15 protein-coding genes are annotated in these 16,689 nt (G+C 46.0%); 7 read left to right on the forward strand and 8 right to left on the reverse strand.

Annotation, left to right across the window (positions count from 1 at the left end; translation table 11 throughout):
* Positions 1-425: 425 nt before the first annotated feature.
* On the reverse strand, positions 426-2,339 hold the full coding sequence (locus H6F56_RS05960) for an OPT family oligopeptide transporter (protein ID WP_190665940.1): 1,914 nt from the start codon (positions 2,337-2,339) through the stop codon (positions 426-428).
* An 81-nt stretch (positions 2,340-2,420) separates the two neighbouring features.
* Here H6F56_RS05960 and H6F56_RS05965 point away from each other — a divergent pair, with 81 nt between their 5' ends.
* Positions 2,421-3,104, forward strand: coding sequence for a Uma2 family endonuclease (locus H6F56_RS05965; protein ID WP_190665941.1), 684 nt, complete (start codon positions 2,421-2,423; stop codon positions 3,102-3,104).
* A 161-nt stretch (positions 3,105-3,265) separates the two neighbouring features.
* Here the strand turns inward: H6F56_RS05965 and H6F56_RS05970 are convergent, their stop codons facing one another.
* From H6F56_RS05970 to H6F56_RS05985, 4 genes are all read right to left on the reverse strand, one after another.
* A complete protein-coding gene (locus H6F56_RS05970) occupies positions 3,266-5,701 on the reverse strand; it encodes an MASE1 domain-containing protein (RefSeq protein ID WP_190665942.1) in 2,436 nt (811 codons plus the stop codon).
* Between the two features lie 369 nt (positions 5,702-6,070).
* A complete protein-coding gene (locus H6F56_RS05975; RefSeq protein ID WP_190665943.1) occupies positions 6,071-6,334 on the reverse strand; it encodes a hypothetical protein in 264 nt (87 codons plus the stop codon).
* A gap of 89 nt (positions 6,335-6,423) precedes the next feature.
* Positions 6,424-7,476, reverse strand: coding sequence for a DUF1611 domain-containing protein (locus tag H6F56_RS05980; protein WP_190665944.1), 1,053 nt, complete (start codon positions 7,474-7,476; stop codon positions 6,424-6,426).
* A 138-nt stretch (positions 7,477-7,614) separates the two neighbouring features.
* The gene (locus tag H6F56_RS05985) at positions 7,615-8,688 is read right to left on the reverse strand and encodes a dipeptide epimerase (RefSeq protein ID WP_190665945.1); all 1,074 of its coding nucleotides are present in this window, start codon (positions 8,686-8,688) and stop codon (positions 7,615-7,617) included.
* A gap of 167 nt (positions 8,689-8,855) precedes the next feature.
* Between H6F56_RS05985 and H6F56_RS05990 the strand changes: the two genes are divergently transcribed.
* The 6 genes from H6F56_RS05990 to H6F56_RS06015 all read left to right on the forward strand — a co-directional run bounded on the left by H6F56_RS05990 (position 8,856) and on the right by H6F56_RS06015 (position 14,034).
* On the forward strand, positions 8,856-9,092 hold the full coding sequence (locus H6F56_RS05990) for a hypothetical protein (protein ID WP_190665946.1): 237 nt from the start codon (positions 8,856-8,858) through the stop codon (positions 9,090-9,092).
* Complete coding sequence (locus H6F56_RS05995) at positions 9,092-9,511, forward strand: type II toxin-antitoxin system VapC family toxin (RefSeq protein ID WP_190665947.1); 420 nt, start codon at positions 9,092-9,094, stop codon at positions 9,509-9,511. Before H6F56_RS05990 ends, H6F56_RS05995 begins: the two co-directional genes overlap by 1 nt.
* A gap of 321 nt (positions 9,512-9,832) precedes the next feature.
* Positions 9,833-10,885: a 3-deoxy-7-phosphoheptulonate synthase gene (locus H6F56_RS06000; RefSeq protein WP_190665948.1), complete on the forward strand. Its 1,053-nt coding sequence runs from the start codon at positions 9,833-9,835 to the stop codon at positions 10,883-10,885.
* Between the two features lie 601 nt (positions 10,886-11,486).
* Positions 11,487-12,092, forward strand: a complete 606-nt coding sequence (locus tag H6F56_RS06005; protein WP_190665949.1) for a hypothetical protein — start codon at positions 11,487-11,489, stop codon at positions 12,090-12,092.
* 140 nt (positions 12,093-12,232) lie between these two features.
* Positions 12,233-13,354, forward strand: a complete 1,122-nt coding sequence (locus tag H6F56_RS06010) for a serine hydrolase domain-containing protein (protein WP_190665950.1) — start codon at positions 12,233-12,235, stop codon at positions 13,352-13,354.
* Between the two features lie 80 nt (positions 13,355-13,434).
* Entirely contained in the window at positions 13,435-14,034 is a 600-nt protein-coding gene (locus H6F56_RS06015) for a YdcF family protein (RefSeq protein WP_309236452.1), read from the forward strand.
* 71 nt (positions 14,035-14,105) lie between these two features.
* Here H6F56_RS06015 and H6F56_RS06020 read toward each other — a convergent pair whose 3' ends face one another.
* The 3 genes from H6F56_RS06020 to H6F56_RS06030 form a co-directional block, all read right to left on the reverse strand.
* Entirely contained in the window at positions 14,106-14,321 is a 216-nt protein-coding gene (locus tag H6F56_RS06020) for a hypothetical protein (protein WP_190665952.1), read from the reverse strand.
* Between the two features lie 438 nt (positions 14,322-14,759).
* Entirely contained in the window at positions 14,760-15,422 is a 663-nt protein-coding gene (locus H6F56_RS06025) for an HAD family hydrolase (protein WP_190665953.1), read from the reverse strand.
* Between the two features lie 179 nt (positions 15,423-15,601).
* Positions 15,602-16,519: a DMT family transporter gene (locus H6F56_RS06030; RefSeq protein ID WP_190665954.1), complete on the reverse strand. Its 918-nt coding sequence runs from the start codon at positions 16,517-16,519 to the stop codon at positions 15,602-15,604.
* Positions 16,520-16,689 lie beyond the last annotated feature (170 nt).

A 16,689-nucleotide genomic window follows, 5' to 3' on the forward strand; every position in this document is an offset into this window, starting at 1 on the left:
AGATTGAGAACCTAGCTTAAATGCGTTAAGTTTTGTATTATCTCTGGTCAAGATTATTTGTAGGTTTAATTAAAAATAAATCGTTGATCGTTAATCAACTGTTGCTTGAATCGGTGAGATTTGAGATATCTGTTTTAAAGCTTTTAAAGAGCCTAAAATAGCTGAAACGCTATCATACATAGCAATTGCAAGATGACATAGAGGTTTAACCGGCTGCTGCTCAACCTTTATGCAACTTATAAGTGTGGCTGCTGATGTGCCGGCAGAAATCTTCCTTTATAGCGAGCGCTACAATAGTTGAGCCGAATCAGTTGAAACTCGCATCTTGTATGAGTCTCAGCAACCGCCAGAGAGTTGGCTCCTTCAGGGTTAGGATGAAACATCCTCACGCCTGTCAAAGTTAAGCAAGGATGTATCAATTAATACTATCGTTTGCAAACACGCCATAGGCTGCCGCTAAGGAGAGAGAAGGCAATTGCCGCGATCAACCATTGAGAGGGTGCTGGCGCTGTTCCTTGAAACAAAGGCAGCTGGAAAAAAGTAATGATTGCAGCCACGACACCCATTAAAGCCGCACCGGCAATGAGTCCAGATGCGTAGAGGACACCTCGCTCTAACTGATGACTAAATCCGCCTTTTCTGCGCTCGACAAATAACCGAATTAACCCGCCAACCATAATGGGTACTGCTAAATGGATGGGCAAATAAAGCCCAACCGCAAAGGCTAAGGTGGGTAATCCCATCATTTCCACACAGCCGGCAAGGGCGATGCCGGTGAGGACAAGTCCCCAAGGCAGGTTGCCGCCTAAAACGCCTTCGATGACGAGTTTGATCAGGTTGGCTTGCGGTGCTTTGAAGTTGCCGGCAACGATATCTGCTCTGAACAATTCCATTACGGTGCTCATGACTAAGGCAGTGGCAACGATTGCAATGATTTCACCGATTTGCTGGTTGCGGGGACTGGCACCGAGAAGAAAGCCGGTTTTCAAGTCTTGGGAGGTGTCGCCGGCCATTGCAGCGGCGATGCATACGAGTGCGCCGATTGTCAAGACTGCGATTTTGGCTTCTGCGGGGCTGTAGGCTTGTCCGAAAAGCAGGGCGCAGATCAGCACGGTGGCAATCGTCATGCCGGAGATCGGGTTGGAGGAGGAACCAATTAGCCCGACGATACGGGAAGAGACGGTGACGAAAAAGAAAGAAAATACGACAACTGCAATGCCGGCAGGGATGCCCAGTGGGCCGCCGGTTCGCAGGGGGAGGAAGGCGACTAAAAGGCCGGTGGCGATGAGTCCTGCAAGGACGAGGGAAAAGGGTAAATCTTCGTCGGTTCGCGCCACAGATGTTCTGCCGGTGCGCTGACGCAAACCAGCGAGGGCGACTCTCACGGATTCCCAGAGGGTGGGGGCTGATTTGATCAAGGTGAATAAACCTCCGAAGGCGACGGCACCGGCACCGATGTAACGCAGGTAGCGACTCCAGATGGTGAAGCTGTCCATCTGGGCGATGGGAGTAGTGAGTTCTGGGGCGATGGGAACGCCGGCAGCGCTGCCAAACAGATAGATGAGGGGGATGATAACCAGCCAGCCAACGGCACCACCGGCAAGCATAACGGCGGCGATTTGCGGCCCGATAATGTAGCCCACACCGAGGAGTTCCGGGGTGACATCTGCGCCGACTGAGGTGCGGAAACCCAGTCGGTTGATGGCGATATCGACTTCTGCCGGCCACAGGTGGGCGAATCTTTCTAGGGCGGTGTAGATTGCGCCAATACCCATGCCGGTGAATAGCAGTTGGGCTTGCCGGCCTCTGCCTTGGGCGGCAACTTGGACTTCTGCACAGGCAGTGCCTTCAGGATAGGTGAGGCGTCCGTGTTCGCGCACAATTAGTAGCCGGCGCAGGGGAATCATAAATAAAATTCCCAGCAGTCCGCCAAGGATAGAAAGGGGGAAAATTGGCCAGAAGCCGGGGGTTTCGCCCCAGAGATACAGGACGGGAATCGTGAAGATCACGCCGGCAGCCAATGAGTCACCGGAAGATCCAATCGTTTGCACCATGTTTGTTTCCAGAAGCGTGCCGCGTCCGGTTGCGCGGAAAATGGCGACGGCGATGACGGCAGCTGGGATAGAGGCAGAAACGGTGAGTCCAACTTTGAGTGCGAGATAGGCATTTGCTGCACCGAAAAGGATGCCGGTGGCGATGCCGACAATTAGAGATCGTATCGTCAGTTCCGGCATTTGCACATCTGCGGGGACTGCCGGTTGATATTCTTCTCCCGGTGGTAGGGGTTGGTAGGCTTGTGCCGGCAATCTTATTTCAGGTCGGTTTGCATCTTCAGACATAAAATATCAACTCTCTTTTGAGAAAGTAATAAAATTAGAAATAGATTTTCCAGATGTACTATTTTAAGCACTTTTGGTTTTATGAATCGCTTAATTTTTGCCGAACCCACCTTATCTAAACCGCTTCATCACTGGCAGCCGGCTACCTGGGAAGATTATGTGCAATTACGGGATGAGCCGGCAGACGAGGAAATTAGACTATTTTTTAATCAGAATTCTCTGTTTATTGACATGGGTAATGAAGGAATTGACCACGCGAGATTCAATAATCTCTTTACACTTCTGTTTGGTTTCTGGTTCACGCTTAAACCAGAACTGATTTTCGATGATCTGGGAGGATGTGTCCTTGAAAAACCTAACCACCAAGGTGCCTCACCAGATTTAGTGCTTTATATCGGGCAAGGTTCACCGCGCTGGCAAAAGGGAGAACCCCGCCGAATTAATCTGGATAACTGGCGGGTTCCCGATCTGGTGGGAGAAGTGGCTGACACAACTTTAGCAACGGATTTAGATGAGAAAAAACAACTTTATGCGGCTTTAGGAATTCCTGAATATTGGGTTGTGGATATCAGAGCAGAAAGAGTATTTGTGTTTTGCTTACAAGAAGCGGGAAATTATAAAGAGTGTCAAACTTCTGTAGCACTTGAAGGGTTGTCAGTTTCTTTATTAGAGGAAACTTTACAGCAGTTGAACCAAGGAACAAACGGCAGCGCAGCCCTGTGGTTTTCTCAACAGATTGCGAATTTGTCGGAGACTCAGTCCTAGTTGATATCTATCAAAAGTATTATCTGAAAAATATGAACGTGAGCAGCCCATTCTTGCCAAAGGTTCGTGGAGGAATCTTGCCGGCTGGCCTTTATCTATGGGAACAGAATGCTCCCAATCCAATATTTTTGTTTGAAGTCTAGAGTGAGCATTAATTCTTGCTAGCTCCTGTAGAGATTGATGAATTCTAAAATGGCTTGCTCTTGAAAGCCTTGTGCAAGTTTCTGTAGAGTTTGAGTAAAAGGAAGATATTTTTTATCCGATTGCTCTAGCAGTTTTGCCTGTTTAATGATGCCTTTTAAGCTGCCGCGCACAGCTAACTGGTATAGGGTTTCCAATTCCGTCGCAGAAGGTGGAATTATCTCGCTTTTATGAGTAAGTTGCTGAACAGAGGTTGGGTAGATTTCTGCATAAACCCATTCAATTTGCAAATGCTTACGGAGCTTTTCCAGAAGTTCTATTGCCTGCACAGGTTTAGGCAAAAAGGCATCTCCTCCAGCTTCCAAACTTTGATGCTGATCGGTATCAAATACACTCGCAGAGGAAACAATAATGATGATGTGTTTCAGATTCTCCGATTCGCGAATACGCTTTATCAGCCCAAATCCATCCAGTTCTGGCATGACTAGATCGGTGATCACTAAATCGGGCTGAAACTCTTGAACTTTCTGCCAACCTTCTTCACCATTGCCGGCTTCTACAACTTCAAATCCAATAGGTTGCAACAAGTTACAAATAACCGAACAGTTTTCCCACTTGTCATCCACAACAAGGATTTTACGTCGTTCGCCTTTGATGCCAACGATTTGTCCATGACGATCAACTTGAGCTGTTTTTATCCACTCGTCTGCTTGGGGTAGGCTGGCATCAAACCAGAAGATACTGCCAACACCCCTTTCACTTTGGACTTGAATGGCACCCCCCATCAGGCTGACGATCTTTTGGCTGATGGCAAGTCCCAATCCGGTGCCTTCTGCTTGGCGTTTAGCGTCACCGGCTTGTTCAAAGGGCAGAAATATCTTTTGCAACTGATCGGGAGACATCCCAATGCCGGTATCCCGCACTTCAAAGCGTATTTTGTCTGCTGTAGCAAAGCTAATGTTTAAGCTAACGCTGCCGTCATCGGTAAACTTGATTGCATTACCCAAGAGGTTGAGCAAAACTTGCCGCAACCGTTTTTCGTCGGCACGCACTCCGGTGGGTAACTCGGCGGGGGATTGGTAGTTAAAGTTGATGCCTTTAAGATCAGCGCGAATGCGGCACATTTCCGCAACGCCTTGCAGAAATGCAGGGAAGTGGAAGTCGGAGGGGTTGAGTTCCATCTTGCCGGCTTCTATTTTAGAGAGATCGAGGATGTCGTTGATCATGGTTAGCAGGTGGGAACCACACTGGTAAATCACATTCACCTGCCCTCGCTCCTCTTCACCAACCGTTTTAGATCGCTGCAAGATTTGGGCATAGCCCATGATGCCATTGAGCGGAGTTCTTAACTCATGGCTCATGTTGGCAAGAAACTCACTCTTTGCTTGGTTTGCCGCTGCACTTCGCGCCGCTTCGCGAACCGCAATTTCTTTAGATTGCTGTAATGCTGCTGTGCGTTCCTCAACTTTAAACTCTAGTTCTTCATTCACTCGCTCGATCCGTGCTTTTGCCTGTTCTCGCTCCATAACGACGGCTGACAAGATCAGTGTGGTAACGCACACTGTTCCAATAAACGCTTGCAATAGCAGTAGGGATTCGTTCAGGGTGCTGCGATTGAATGAACTTGTCCCTCGAATCGCACCGGCAATTGCCAATGCTGAAACTAAAAAGATTGCAATCGCGATGAATCGTTGTTCAGAACGAAATGCCGACCACAGTAATAGTGGAATCAACAAATATTCAACCGGATAGCCGAAGCCAAAAGCCACGATTCCCACGCTTAATAGCAAGAAAGCCCAGATCACAAGTTCCAAGCTGGACTGAACGACTCCTCGTGATGTGTGTTGCGTTGCTGCGTTTATGGGTTTGCCGGCTTGAAGGCTACGCTTACTGAACCAATGCTCAATCCAAAGCAGCAGAAGCGGTGCAATCACCAAAACGCCAATGGCATCTCCTAACCAGAATGTTAACCAGCTAATGAGGTAGTCTTTTCCCTCAATGAATCCACACAGGTACATGGTTGTCGAACCAAAGGTTGGACTCACCATACAGCTCAACAGTTCAATTCCAGTAAATTTTGTAACGTTAGGTGTAGTGGAAAATATATAGCGAGAACCGATGAAGCGTTTAATGAGATATGCGCCCACAACTGCCTGTAGGACGGAACCTGTGGCAATACCCAACCCAGAAATAATCGACATTGACAAAATGCCTGTATTTGCTGAAAAGGCCCATGTTGCAGCAACCAACGCTCCTAACCAAATGCCCCACCAAACTTGATAGCCCATGAGCAAAATGGCGGCAAGTGCAATGCCGGACGGTGGATAGACGGGCGTAATGAATCCCGGCGGAATTGCAAGATATTGCCCAAGTTTTGCTGTGACATAGTAAATGAGTGCAATCAAGAAGATTAGCAAAACTTGTTTGGAACGATTAAGGAAAGCTAGCAAATTCATAGGAGAGAGCCAGAGTTGAAGTATTCAAGGTTAAGCTGCTTCAAACCTTAACAAACCCAGATTTAAAGATAAAATAGCATTTTACCTTCCGGCTCTTCTGTAGTTCTGGTTGCTAAATTTCTTTTATTTATCTTTCTTAAAAAAAGTTGAAAAAGGGGTGAATGCCGACAATCTGTGCATCTTCAATCGGTTGTAGCATTTCTAACAGACAAGATGCCGGTACAGCAAGCTTTTCAGGATGATGATTATGAACCCATCATAGAGTAGGGCTATAGATAGCTTCTCGCTAATTGAAACTGATTGCAATAAAAAAGCCGGTGGAATGCCGGCTAAATTGATTGATCATAAAATTACCTTTAGCATTAAGTATTAGCGAAAAGGTTCAACTTTAAGAGATTGTCTAGTTTCAGTGGCTGGCTGGTTAGGCACATCCGCTCTCCCGTCCACAATGACAGCCATGACGATAATGACGCCAATGAGCAGCCCTAACAAACTTCCGAAGGGATTGTCCACTTCTTGAGCATCACAGGAGTTTTTACAAACGCAACAGACAAACAGGTGTGGCTTCTGAGGGTGCTGAACAAAATGGCAAGGAAGTTTTTGAAGATTTTTACCATCGTAAGGGCAGGACATAACAAAGAACTCCAAATATATATAAAGGTATATTGGGAGCAATGGGCTTTGATTATGCAGGTGGCAGGGCATTCTTGGGAGAAGTTATGTCACAAACTTTCCTGATTCATTACTGCATCTAACAAAATATCAGCACCGAAACGCACGGGATCGGTGCAAGGCAAACCGGCTTCTTCCTGCACTTGTGTGATTGCATCTCTGGCTGCCGGTTCATCTAAATGGTGAGTGTTGAGTGCAATTGCAGCCACACGCGCCGGCTGCAATGCACCACCGGCGCCGGCAACCGCCTCATAAAGCTGAACCACAGCCGGCAGCGGCGGAATCTGCACCTGGGGATGATTGCGAACATGAGTTTGACCGGCTCGATGCACCAGCACCAAATGAGTTGGCTGAGAACCGCGCAGCAGGGGCAACGTAGCCGTCGATCCCGGATGCAGCAGGGAACCCTGTCCCTCAATGTGCAAAATGTCATGATCGTTGCCAAACTGCATCACCATCTGTTCCACTGCGCCGGCAGCAAAGTCTACCCGCACCGCATCCAGCGCAATTCCATCACCGGCAATCATCAAGCCGGCTTGTCCTGTTGCCAGAAATTTGGAACGTAACCCGCGCCGCACAGATACCCGGTTCAACTCCAAACTCGTAGACATTTTGCCGATACTCATATCCGTGCCTACCGTCAAAACGCGCCGGCAAAGCAGTGATCGCGCCTTCGCACCGCCAATTGCCAAACGAGTCGGTTCTTTCCGCACATCCCAAATCCACTGTCCCTCCCGCAGCAACTCCCGAAATTCCTCATCTTTTGCGAGTTGCGAGTGCAACCCATTCACCACCGACAACCCTGCTGCTACAGCCTGCCGAACTTCCGCCAGCCATTCTGCCGGCAACGCACCCCCAGATGGCGCAATGCCGATTAATAACACATTGGCATTGTATGCGAGCGCTTCCTCAACCGAAGCAACTATTGGCACATCACGCGCAATGCCGGTTAATTCTGGCAGCGACTCACCCGCACATTGCCGATCAATTACTGCCACAATCGCCGCTTCACTAAAACGCAAAAGGGATAAGCCGGTTTTTCCAGAAGATCCACGAATCCCTTCATGCAATAAAATAGCCACTCGATCTTGATTTTTTAGCATAAAATTAACTAATTTCTAAAAATCGAAACCTAACTTTATTCCTCGCTCCCAATCATCTTAGAACACCAACAACAGACTATCCCTACATCTACGCTCATCTGCGAACACCCAACAGTACTTTATCGACTACATCTGCGTTTATCTGCGTGTATCTGCGGTTAAAAAATCCAATTTTTTCCTTACCCCCAATCCCGGCAAATCACTCGGCACCAAACACCCCTTTTCTATCACCGCGCCGGCGAAAGGATCATCTATCAGATTCAAATGACTATCTAAATCTAAATAATCTGCCAAAGGTGATAACTGAGCCATCGCAGTATTCGCAATCGAACTATCCGAATAACACCCAAACATTACTTGTAAGCCGCAAGCTCTTGCAGTATGTATCATCCGCAACGCTTCAGCTAAACCTCCGGATTTCATCAACTTAATATTAATACCATGCACCCGGTCTGCCAACTTGGGAATATCTCGACTTGTGAAACAGCTTTCATCAACAAAAATAGGCAAAGGCGATTTTGCTTTTAATACTGGCAAATCTTTTTCCTGTCCTGCCGGCAGCGGTTGCTCCACATATTTAACACCCCAATCTGCAAGCCACGAACACATTTTCACCGCATCATCTAAACTCCATCCCCCATTAGCATCAACACTTAATTGAGTCTTAGGGGGCGCTTCTTCCTTCACTGCCATCAGCATCGCCCGATCCGCTTCAATTCCAGCCGGACTGCCCAATTTTACCTTAACAAACTTGAATTTTGTTAATTTGAACCAATCTCGCACCCGCTCTTTTGCACCCTCTGGCGAATTAATTCCAATTGTGACAGAAACAGGGGTAATTGCTTTAAGATTGAGTCCCCACATTTGCCATAGGGGCAATCCCACTTTTTTACCTAACCAATCATGCAAGGCTGTATCGATTGCCGCACGGGCAGCAGAGGGTGTTTTAAGTTCGATGAATAATTGTTCGATTTGCTGCCCGTTGAGGGGATTCAATCCCTCGGCAAGTCTTACAAATGGCTGCAATGCTTCCAGGATATCCTCAGTGGTTTGCCGGTTACTTCCAATCGAAAACGGTGAAGCTTCCCCCCATCCTTCAATGCCGGCGTGTTCGATTCTAACCCAGATATTCGTTGTTTGGGCGGTAGTACCGCGACTGATGGTGAGGGCAAACCGTTTATGGACAGTAAAGGATTCAACGTGTATTTGCATAGGGTTGCGATTGGGGGCAAGCTTATTCTTTGATCATCCATTGAGATTAACATTCCGAGACTCACTTTAAGCCTTGATGTCTTCTTCAATTATGAACAAAAGATTTTAGAGTTAATGATATAATACAATCAAATTGTTTAACAATCTTTTTTAAACAAGGAGAAACCATGTCTTTACAAGAACTGAGAAAACAAATTTATAATTTGTCGGTAATGGAGCGCTTAGCCTTAATGGAAGCAATCGCACAGTCGCTTCAACAAGAACTCAGACCCCGACCAGATCGAGCTGCTCGCATGGAAGCATTAACGCGGCTGCGTGGAATTGCAAAAACAGATGAAGCCTCACCCACTGATGCGGAAGCCACCGAAGCTTATGTGGATTATTTAATGGAGAAATATAAATAATGCGGGTTTTGGTGGATACGAATATTGTTCTAGACTATATTCTTGATCGCGAACCCTTTGCAGCAGAGGCTTCTACTCTATTAGAGTACATCGCATCAGGTGAAATAGAAGGGTATGTAGCCGCCACAACCTTAACCAATATTTTTTATATTGTCAGACGGGCAACCCGGAGCCTTGAGCGTGCGAAACACGCTGTTTCTGATACGCTAACCTTAATGGAAATCTGCTCGGTTGACCAGAGCATTTTAGAGAGAGCTTTTGCCTTTAATTTAAATGATTTTGAAGATGCAGTTCAGATAGCTTGTGCGCTGGCAAATAATATTGATGCAATTATCACCCGCGACGCTCAAGATTTTGTAGATGCTCCTTTATTAGTTTTATCCGCCGGCGAATTATTAAATACTCGGCAAGCGCCTTAAATTGAGAGGCAAGTGGGGCAAGCAGCCGACACAGTTGCACTCTGGACAGTTCCAGAACCGAGGATCGATGTCTGCTGGCGCTATCAGATCCGCTGGAGTCACAAAGCAGTTGCAACTCCTACCCTAGAAAAATTGTATAAATGTCAGGTGTTTTAATCATAAAACCCTGACCTTGTAAAGACTTCACCGATTTTCTTAACCGCTCCCCCTGGATGTGTCACGCAAGTAGGGTCTAAGATAGTAAGGACTTTGCCGCCCATCTTGAATATGATATCTCGCCCTGAACCCTCACACGCTAGCTCTATCAGGAGGTCTGCCCAAATGCCTAACAAAATCTTGGACGCTCATATTGAAAACGCCCAGATTTTAATTAGTCCGATTGAAATCAAAGCCAAATTACCCTTAACGGTTTCAACCGGCAATCATGTTTTGCAATATCGCAAAGAAATACAAGATATCCTGGATGGGAAGGATAAGCGGAAATTTATCGTTGTTGGACCCTGTTCAATTCATGATGTAGATGCCGGCTATGAATATGCAAAGCGCCTTAAAACACTTTCAGAAAAAGTAAAAGATAAATTTTTACTGATCATGAGGGTTTATTTTGAAAAACCCAGAACAACCGTGGGCTGGAAAGGATTAATTAACGATCCAGACATGGATGATTCTTTTCATATAGAAAAAGGTTTACACCTGGGGCGTCAGTTCCTGATTGGAATTGCCGAATTGCAATTGCCGGCAGCCACAGAAGCCCTCGATCCGATTGTCCCGCAATATATCGGCGACTTGATTTCCTGGACAGCTATTGGCGCACGCACCACAGAATCACAAACGCACCGAGAAATGGCTAGTGGGCTTTCGATGCCGGTGGGTTTCAAAAACAGCACAGATGGTAGCATAGAAGTCGCTTTGAATGCCTTGCAATCAGCGAGCAAACCTCACCATTTCCTAGGCATTAATGCCAGAGGATTAGTGTCGGTTTTCAAAACTACTGGCAATGCCTATGGTCATATTATTCTCCGAGGCGGGAATGGTCAGCCCAACTTTTATCCAGATCATGTAAAAGCAGTAGAAGAAAGATTGCAAAAGGCCGATCTAGCTGTAAGGATGGTCATTGATTGCAGCCACGGCAATTCAAACAAAGATTACAGAAAACAAGGGTACGTTTTTGAGAATGTAATGCAACAAATGGTGGACGGGAACACGTCAATTGTTGGCTTGATGTTGGAATCGAATATCTATGAAGGCGGTCAATCGATTCCGATTCCAAGTCAACTTGATCAACTCAAATACGGGGTTTCTGTCACCGATAAATGTATCGGTTGGGAGGAAACAGAAGAAATGATTTTGGCTGCCTACGAAAAACTGCCATAAAAGCTTAGTGGGTGCATGGGGGGTGGTGCTAGGTAACCCTAATCAAAGCGACAATTCTTTAGATTCTTGTAATAACATCGCCCATGCCTCCCAACTTGAAAACAGCACGAATTATTGCCCTCGCCCTATACAGGTTGGGGCTATTTTTGTTTTTGTCTAACCACCCGGCTGCTTTCTCTAAAACAAAGCCGGCAACATCCTTGAAATAAGGAATTTTGAGTTAGCCGGTTTTATCGAAGCTGGCATTAAGGGAGTTTTTGGAAATAATGTTTGGTGATTGCATCAAGTTATATACAAACTTTCTAATTATTAGGTAAAAATGATTTATCCTGGCCGTACTAATCTAATAATTACTCTTATTAAAACTTACTAACTTCAAGGCGGGTTGCGTAAAATCCGGAAATTTACAAACTTAACAGAGACACTTAAAAAAGTGGCTAATTTAAACAAAATAAGTTTAACTTCAAGACTTTAATAATTAGTGGAAACCGGCTAAATGTGAGAGCAAGGCTAGTAATCACGTAAATTCAGCAAAATTCCTCTGGTTTCGGAAACTTGCTGAGCAAGAATCAGTCCTAACTTTAATCTAAGGTAATGATTTATGAGCTTTTCTCTGAAAAAGATTGAGCGTTATTGTTTTCGCGAAATAAGTAGTGGAAAATTTGGATTTTCTCGCCGCAAGCTGATTCCCATTTTTTTGTTAGCTGGAATTGTGTCCGCCGGCACAAGTTTTATGCTATTTAATCTTGTTGGGGTTGATAAAGCTGTTAGCCAAAGTGCCAATCAGCGTCAACAGACATTTACTAGCTCAAGTTTTCGGGCTACTTTGCAATATCCGAGTCACTGGAAACTAATAGAAGGTTACGATACATTTAACACGCGCTATGGCAGCTCTAATGGCTTTTTTATGATGTCCGCTATCCAAAATGAAGGAATAACTTTTGAGGCTTTGTGCGCTCAGGAAGCGAGCCACAAGCTCAAACCTTACGGCTCAAACCCTCGCATCCAGAAACTACAAATTCAGGGACAGCAAGCCTGTTTAATTTTGCCTTCAAAGGATCAAAATGAAGCCATGATGAACCAAGCTCAGCTCATTGTTCAAGCTCCGCGAGAGATAAAAATCTCTGGAAGCCGATACAAGAACTTTGTATTAGTGGCCGATAAATACCATATCCGAGAGCTTGCTAAGACACTGAAATTTATTTAGCTCAAATTCTTGTGAGGCAGGTACCTTGCTTGCCTCATAAGAAATGATTGAATTCTGATCTCGGTGCAACGGCTAGGGCTGTTTTTTTATTTGCTAACATAATATTTTTAAAGTTTAACAGGTATTTAGGATTGATAGCAATGTCTAAACGTATTTCTCGCCGACAGTTTCTTAAGCATAGTAAAGCTGGAATTCTCGGTCTTTCGACTTTTGGGTTAGTGAGCTTGGGGTGTAATTCTCGCGCTTCAGGACAGTTAAAAACCAATGTGCCGGCAGAAAAATTGATTGCCGGTCTTCAACAGCAAATCCCTCAACTCATGCAAAGAGCTGGGGTTCCAGGTGTTGCCGTTGCGATGGTTAGGGATGGGGAAATTCTTTGGAGTCGTGGCTTCGGAGTTAAAAATACAGACAGTGGGCAACCTGTCAATGAAAATACCGTATTTGCTGCCGCTTCTTTAAGCAAGCCGGTGTTAGCTTATGCTGCTATGAAACTGTACGAGCGGGGCGAATTAGACCTCGACGCTCCTTTAGCAAATTATACGGCTAAACCTTACATTTCTGATTCCAGAATTTGGAAAATTACAGCGCGGTTAGTGTTGTGTCATAAAACAGGGTTTCCCAACTGGAGTGGGGACGAGCCGGTTTGGATAGAGTTTACTCCCGGTGCAAAATTCAGCTATTCAAGCGAAGGTTTTCTTTATTTGCAAAGTGTTATAGAACGCATAACAAAGCAACCGTTTAATGAATATGTAACCCGCAATGTCTTCGCACCTTTGGGTATGACGAACAGCAGTTATATTTGGAAAAGTTCTTACCAATCTTCAAGCGCCAACGGACATGATAGGGATGGTGTTCCGTTTCCTGTCGGTAAACCCTCTCAAGCAAACGGTGCCGGCAGTTTACGCACAACGGCTACCGACTACGCAAAATTTTTAATCGCCATGATGGAACCGGCAGTGAATGATCCTTTCCGACTCAATGAAGTAAGTTTAAATAAAATGCTGCAACAAAACAGCGGAATTAGTCAATCTTTGGGTTGGGGTCTCGGTTGGGGGTTGGAACGCACCAACGATGGAGATTTTTTCTGGCACTGGGGAGATAGTGGGATCTTCAAAAGCTTTGCGTTAGGTTCCAAAAGATTTAAAACTGGAATGGTTATTTTAACGAATAGTGAAAATGGATTGAGGATTTGTGAAAATATTGTTCGGCTGGCAATAGGAGGACAGCACCCAGCCTTTTCTTTTTCGATGATTGATTACTAAGATAATTTTTTAAGGCTTAAGAAATGAAGTTAGCTAAATCGCCTAGAAAAGTTAAGCGGCTGAAACGGAGATTTGCGAGAGTGGCAATTCTAGGAATTGCTACGCTTATCCTTTGGATTGGATATTTAGCCGGCAGCATCTATTTTTACGGCACTCAAACAACAACTGAGTCAGCAGATGCAGCCATTGTCTTGGGTGCAGCCGTTTGGGATACAGAACCGTCACCCGTTTTTAGAGAGCGCATCAATCATGCAATTACTCTCTATAAAACGAATCAAGTTAAAAATATTATCTTCACCGGCGGACAAGGGGAAGTCACCGAAGAGGCAGAATCAATTGTGGCAAAAGATTATGCAATTGAGCGGGGAGTTGCGGGGGGAAATATTTTGACTGAAACGCAATCGCGAACAACATTTCAAAATCTTTACTATGCAAAGCAAGAAGCTGAAAAAAATCAGTTAAGTCAATTTTTAATTGTCAGCGATCCGTTGCACATGAAACGAGCGATGCGAATGGCGCAAGATTTAGACATGAAAGCAAATTCATCCCCAACACCAACCACGCGATATAAAAGTTTGCCGGCTCAGTTGGAGTTTTTGAGACGAGAAACATTATTTTACGGCTTATATTTAATCAAACGGTTATTTGAAATGCCGGCTCAAAATCCTCACACCTTTTAACTTTATTAAAAGTCTAGGCAAACCGAATTTGCTATTAGCCGGCATCGGCAGGCTTCACAGCGGCCTCATCCTTATGCCGGCTGCTGCATCAAAATTTCTTGCGGCCAAAGCATAATCTCTTCCAGATTCTCCCATGCCGGCGCAAAAGGTTGCATGGCTAAGGAACAAGACTTCCAGCTCCCTTGCACCGGCACATCGAGAAGCTGGCAGTTGCCCCCTCGGCGTCCTTCGATCGTGTAGAACCGGCAATTGCGACAAGTGGAAGTACAAGGGCTACTGGATTGCATAAAAGTTATCGCTCGAAAGTGATGCTTGTACTATGAAGCTTTTTTTTCGAGCGTGAAGTAGTCTAGGTATCAAAAAAGGGAGAAAAAGATTAAAAAAATCTGTTACTTAAAATTTATAAGAAACGGTAATAAAACAAATTTCGATTGCTTATAGAATTCACAATCTGCCAAGATGGCATTTTTTATTTCGTTTATATGATAAAGTCCGGTTAATTAAGGAAATTGACAAACTGATTCGTCAAAAAGTCAAAGGCTTTTAGAGAAAGGCTTAGAGCCGTTAAGCCCGGAGGCAAAATTCACAAGTTACAATCCAAACTTGCTCGGATCAAGCAAATTTTTCTCCCACGATCCCCAAACGGGGAAAACTACCCTCGATTTCTGATCCCCTTTGCCTCTTTCCTTCAATTGCAACAGGCAAGTTAAACCGGCAATCGCCCCTCAGCCGGCTCTCTCAGAAGCTCGCAAGAACGACCACAGTTGAGAATCTGTGAAATCAGGAATCACCATTGCCGCACCGACATCGAAGAGGTTTTGCGGAGGATGGGTTGAAGCAATGCCAATTGTATAAATGCCGGCAGCCACAGCCGAACGAATTCCAGAGGGAGAATCTTCAAAGGCAAGCGCTTCTTCTGGCTTTACACCCAAACGGCTCAGCGCCAATAGATAGGGAGCGGGATCGGGCTTTCCTGCCGGCCCATCTTCCGCTAAGATTACCTGCGGAAAAATCTCGATCAGTTCCAAAACTTCCAGCATAAACTCAGCATTCGCACGCGGGGCATTTGTCACAAGCGCCCGTTGCAACCGGCGCTCATCTATCCAAGCGATCACATCAGGAAGTCCGGGCAAACATTGAAGTTCAGTCGCCAGCCGGCGGAAGTGAGCCTCTTTTTCATCTGCAACCTGCTTGCCTTCAGATTCCGTCAAGTGTGGCAAAATATCTTGAACAATCACCGGATTGAGACGACCGCTAATCCGGCTTTTATAAAACGCCTGATCAATTTCTAAATCATGCGATCTCAGCAATTCTTGCCAAGTTAAAAAGTGGATCGGGTCAGTATTTGCCAGAGTTCCATCGAGATCAAAAAGTATTGCCGCCAGCATCGTTTCTCACCCATTCCTTAAGTCTGAATACCGAGGCTAATTATCGCCCGGAATTAGCAAATCTCTAGTTAAATTCCGCACCATTCCTCATTTATGGGAATGCCGGCTTAGATTGAGTTTGCGAAAATAACCGTCATTAATTTTTCTCTTTCTGACTCTTTCCTTCTTTCACTCAGCACTCAGCACTCTTTCCTCGCGCCTAATGCCGCAATCGCGACACCGGCAAGCAAAACCGCCGCACCTCCCAGAACCGGCACTGGCGGCACTTCCCCAAATAGCAGATAGCCAAGGAGACTCGAACCCACCGGCTCAAACAAAATTGCCAGCGTCACCAAGGTGGGTGAAATCCAGACAACCGCCCAGTTAAAACTGGTGTGGCCAATCAACTGAGGAAAAATGGCCATCAACAGTAGGTAGAGATAAACCTCTTTCGGATAACCGATGTAGCCGGCTCCAAACATCGGCGGCAGAGGCAAAAGCACGAGCGCTGCAACCGTGTAAGCCACCGCCGCGTATCCCCCGATGCTCAGTCCTCGCCGCTGCGCCTCCCGCCCTAAAAGCAAATACAGGCTAATGGCAACCGAACCCAGCAGCGCCAGAAAATCCCCCCATAGTGGGTTGCTGCCGGCATGAGCCGAACCTGCATCTCCGAAACCGATACACAAGCCGCCGGCGAAAGCAATGGCAATCCCAGCCGCTTGTTGCGTGGTGGGTTTCTCCTTAAACCACAGCCATGAAAGAATTGCCACCCAAACTGGATTGGTTGTGACGAGGGCGGTAGAGGCTGCAATTGAGGTATAAGAGAGCGAAGTAATCCAGGTGGCAAAGTGCAGTGCCAGAAAAAACCCCGCCATGCCGGCAAAACGCAAAGCACCCCGATCTAGCCGGTTAAACTGAATGCGTCGCCACGTTGGCAGCAAAATCAGGCCGGCAAGCGCCAGACGAGAAGCCGCCAAAACCAGACTGAATCCCACGCCTCCCGCGCCGGCTGCTGCAATGGCCAGCCGGATAAATATTGCCGCCGTCGAGATGGCCAAAATGCCAGCGCTCAGAACCAGCCCTACTTGCCAACGAGCCGGTGGCTCGGCTAGGCTCATCTACTCAATTCCTATGCCAAATTCTTCTATTTTGTCTGATCCTGAGCGCTTTTTTAACCCAGAGTTACAAAAAAGTTAGCGCCAAGTTCCCATAGGAAACCACAGACAGATTTGAGGAATTCTTAGCTATTTCTGCTAGCAAACCCGGATTTCTCCTTTGTGTCAAGAAG

The sequence above is a fragment of the Microcoleus sp. FACHB-672 genome, from assembly GCF_014695725.1.
Taxonomy (GTDB): domain Bacteria; phylum Cyanobacteriota; class Cyanobacteriia; order Cyanobacteriales; family Oscillatoriaceae; genus FACHB-68.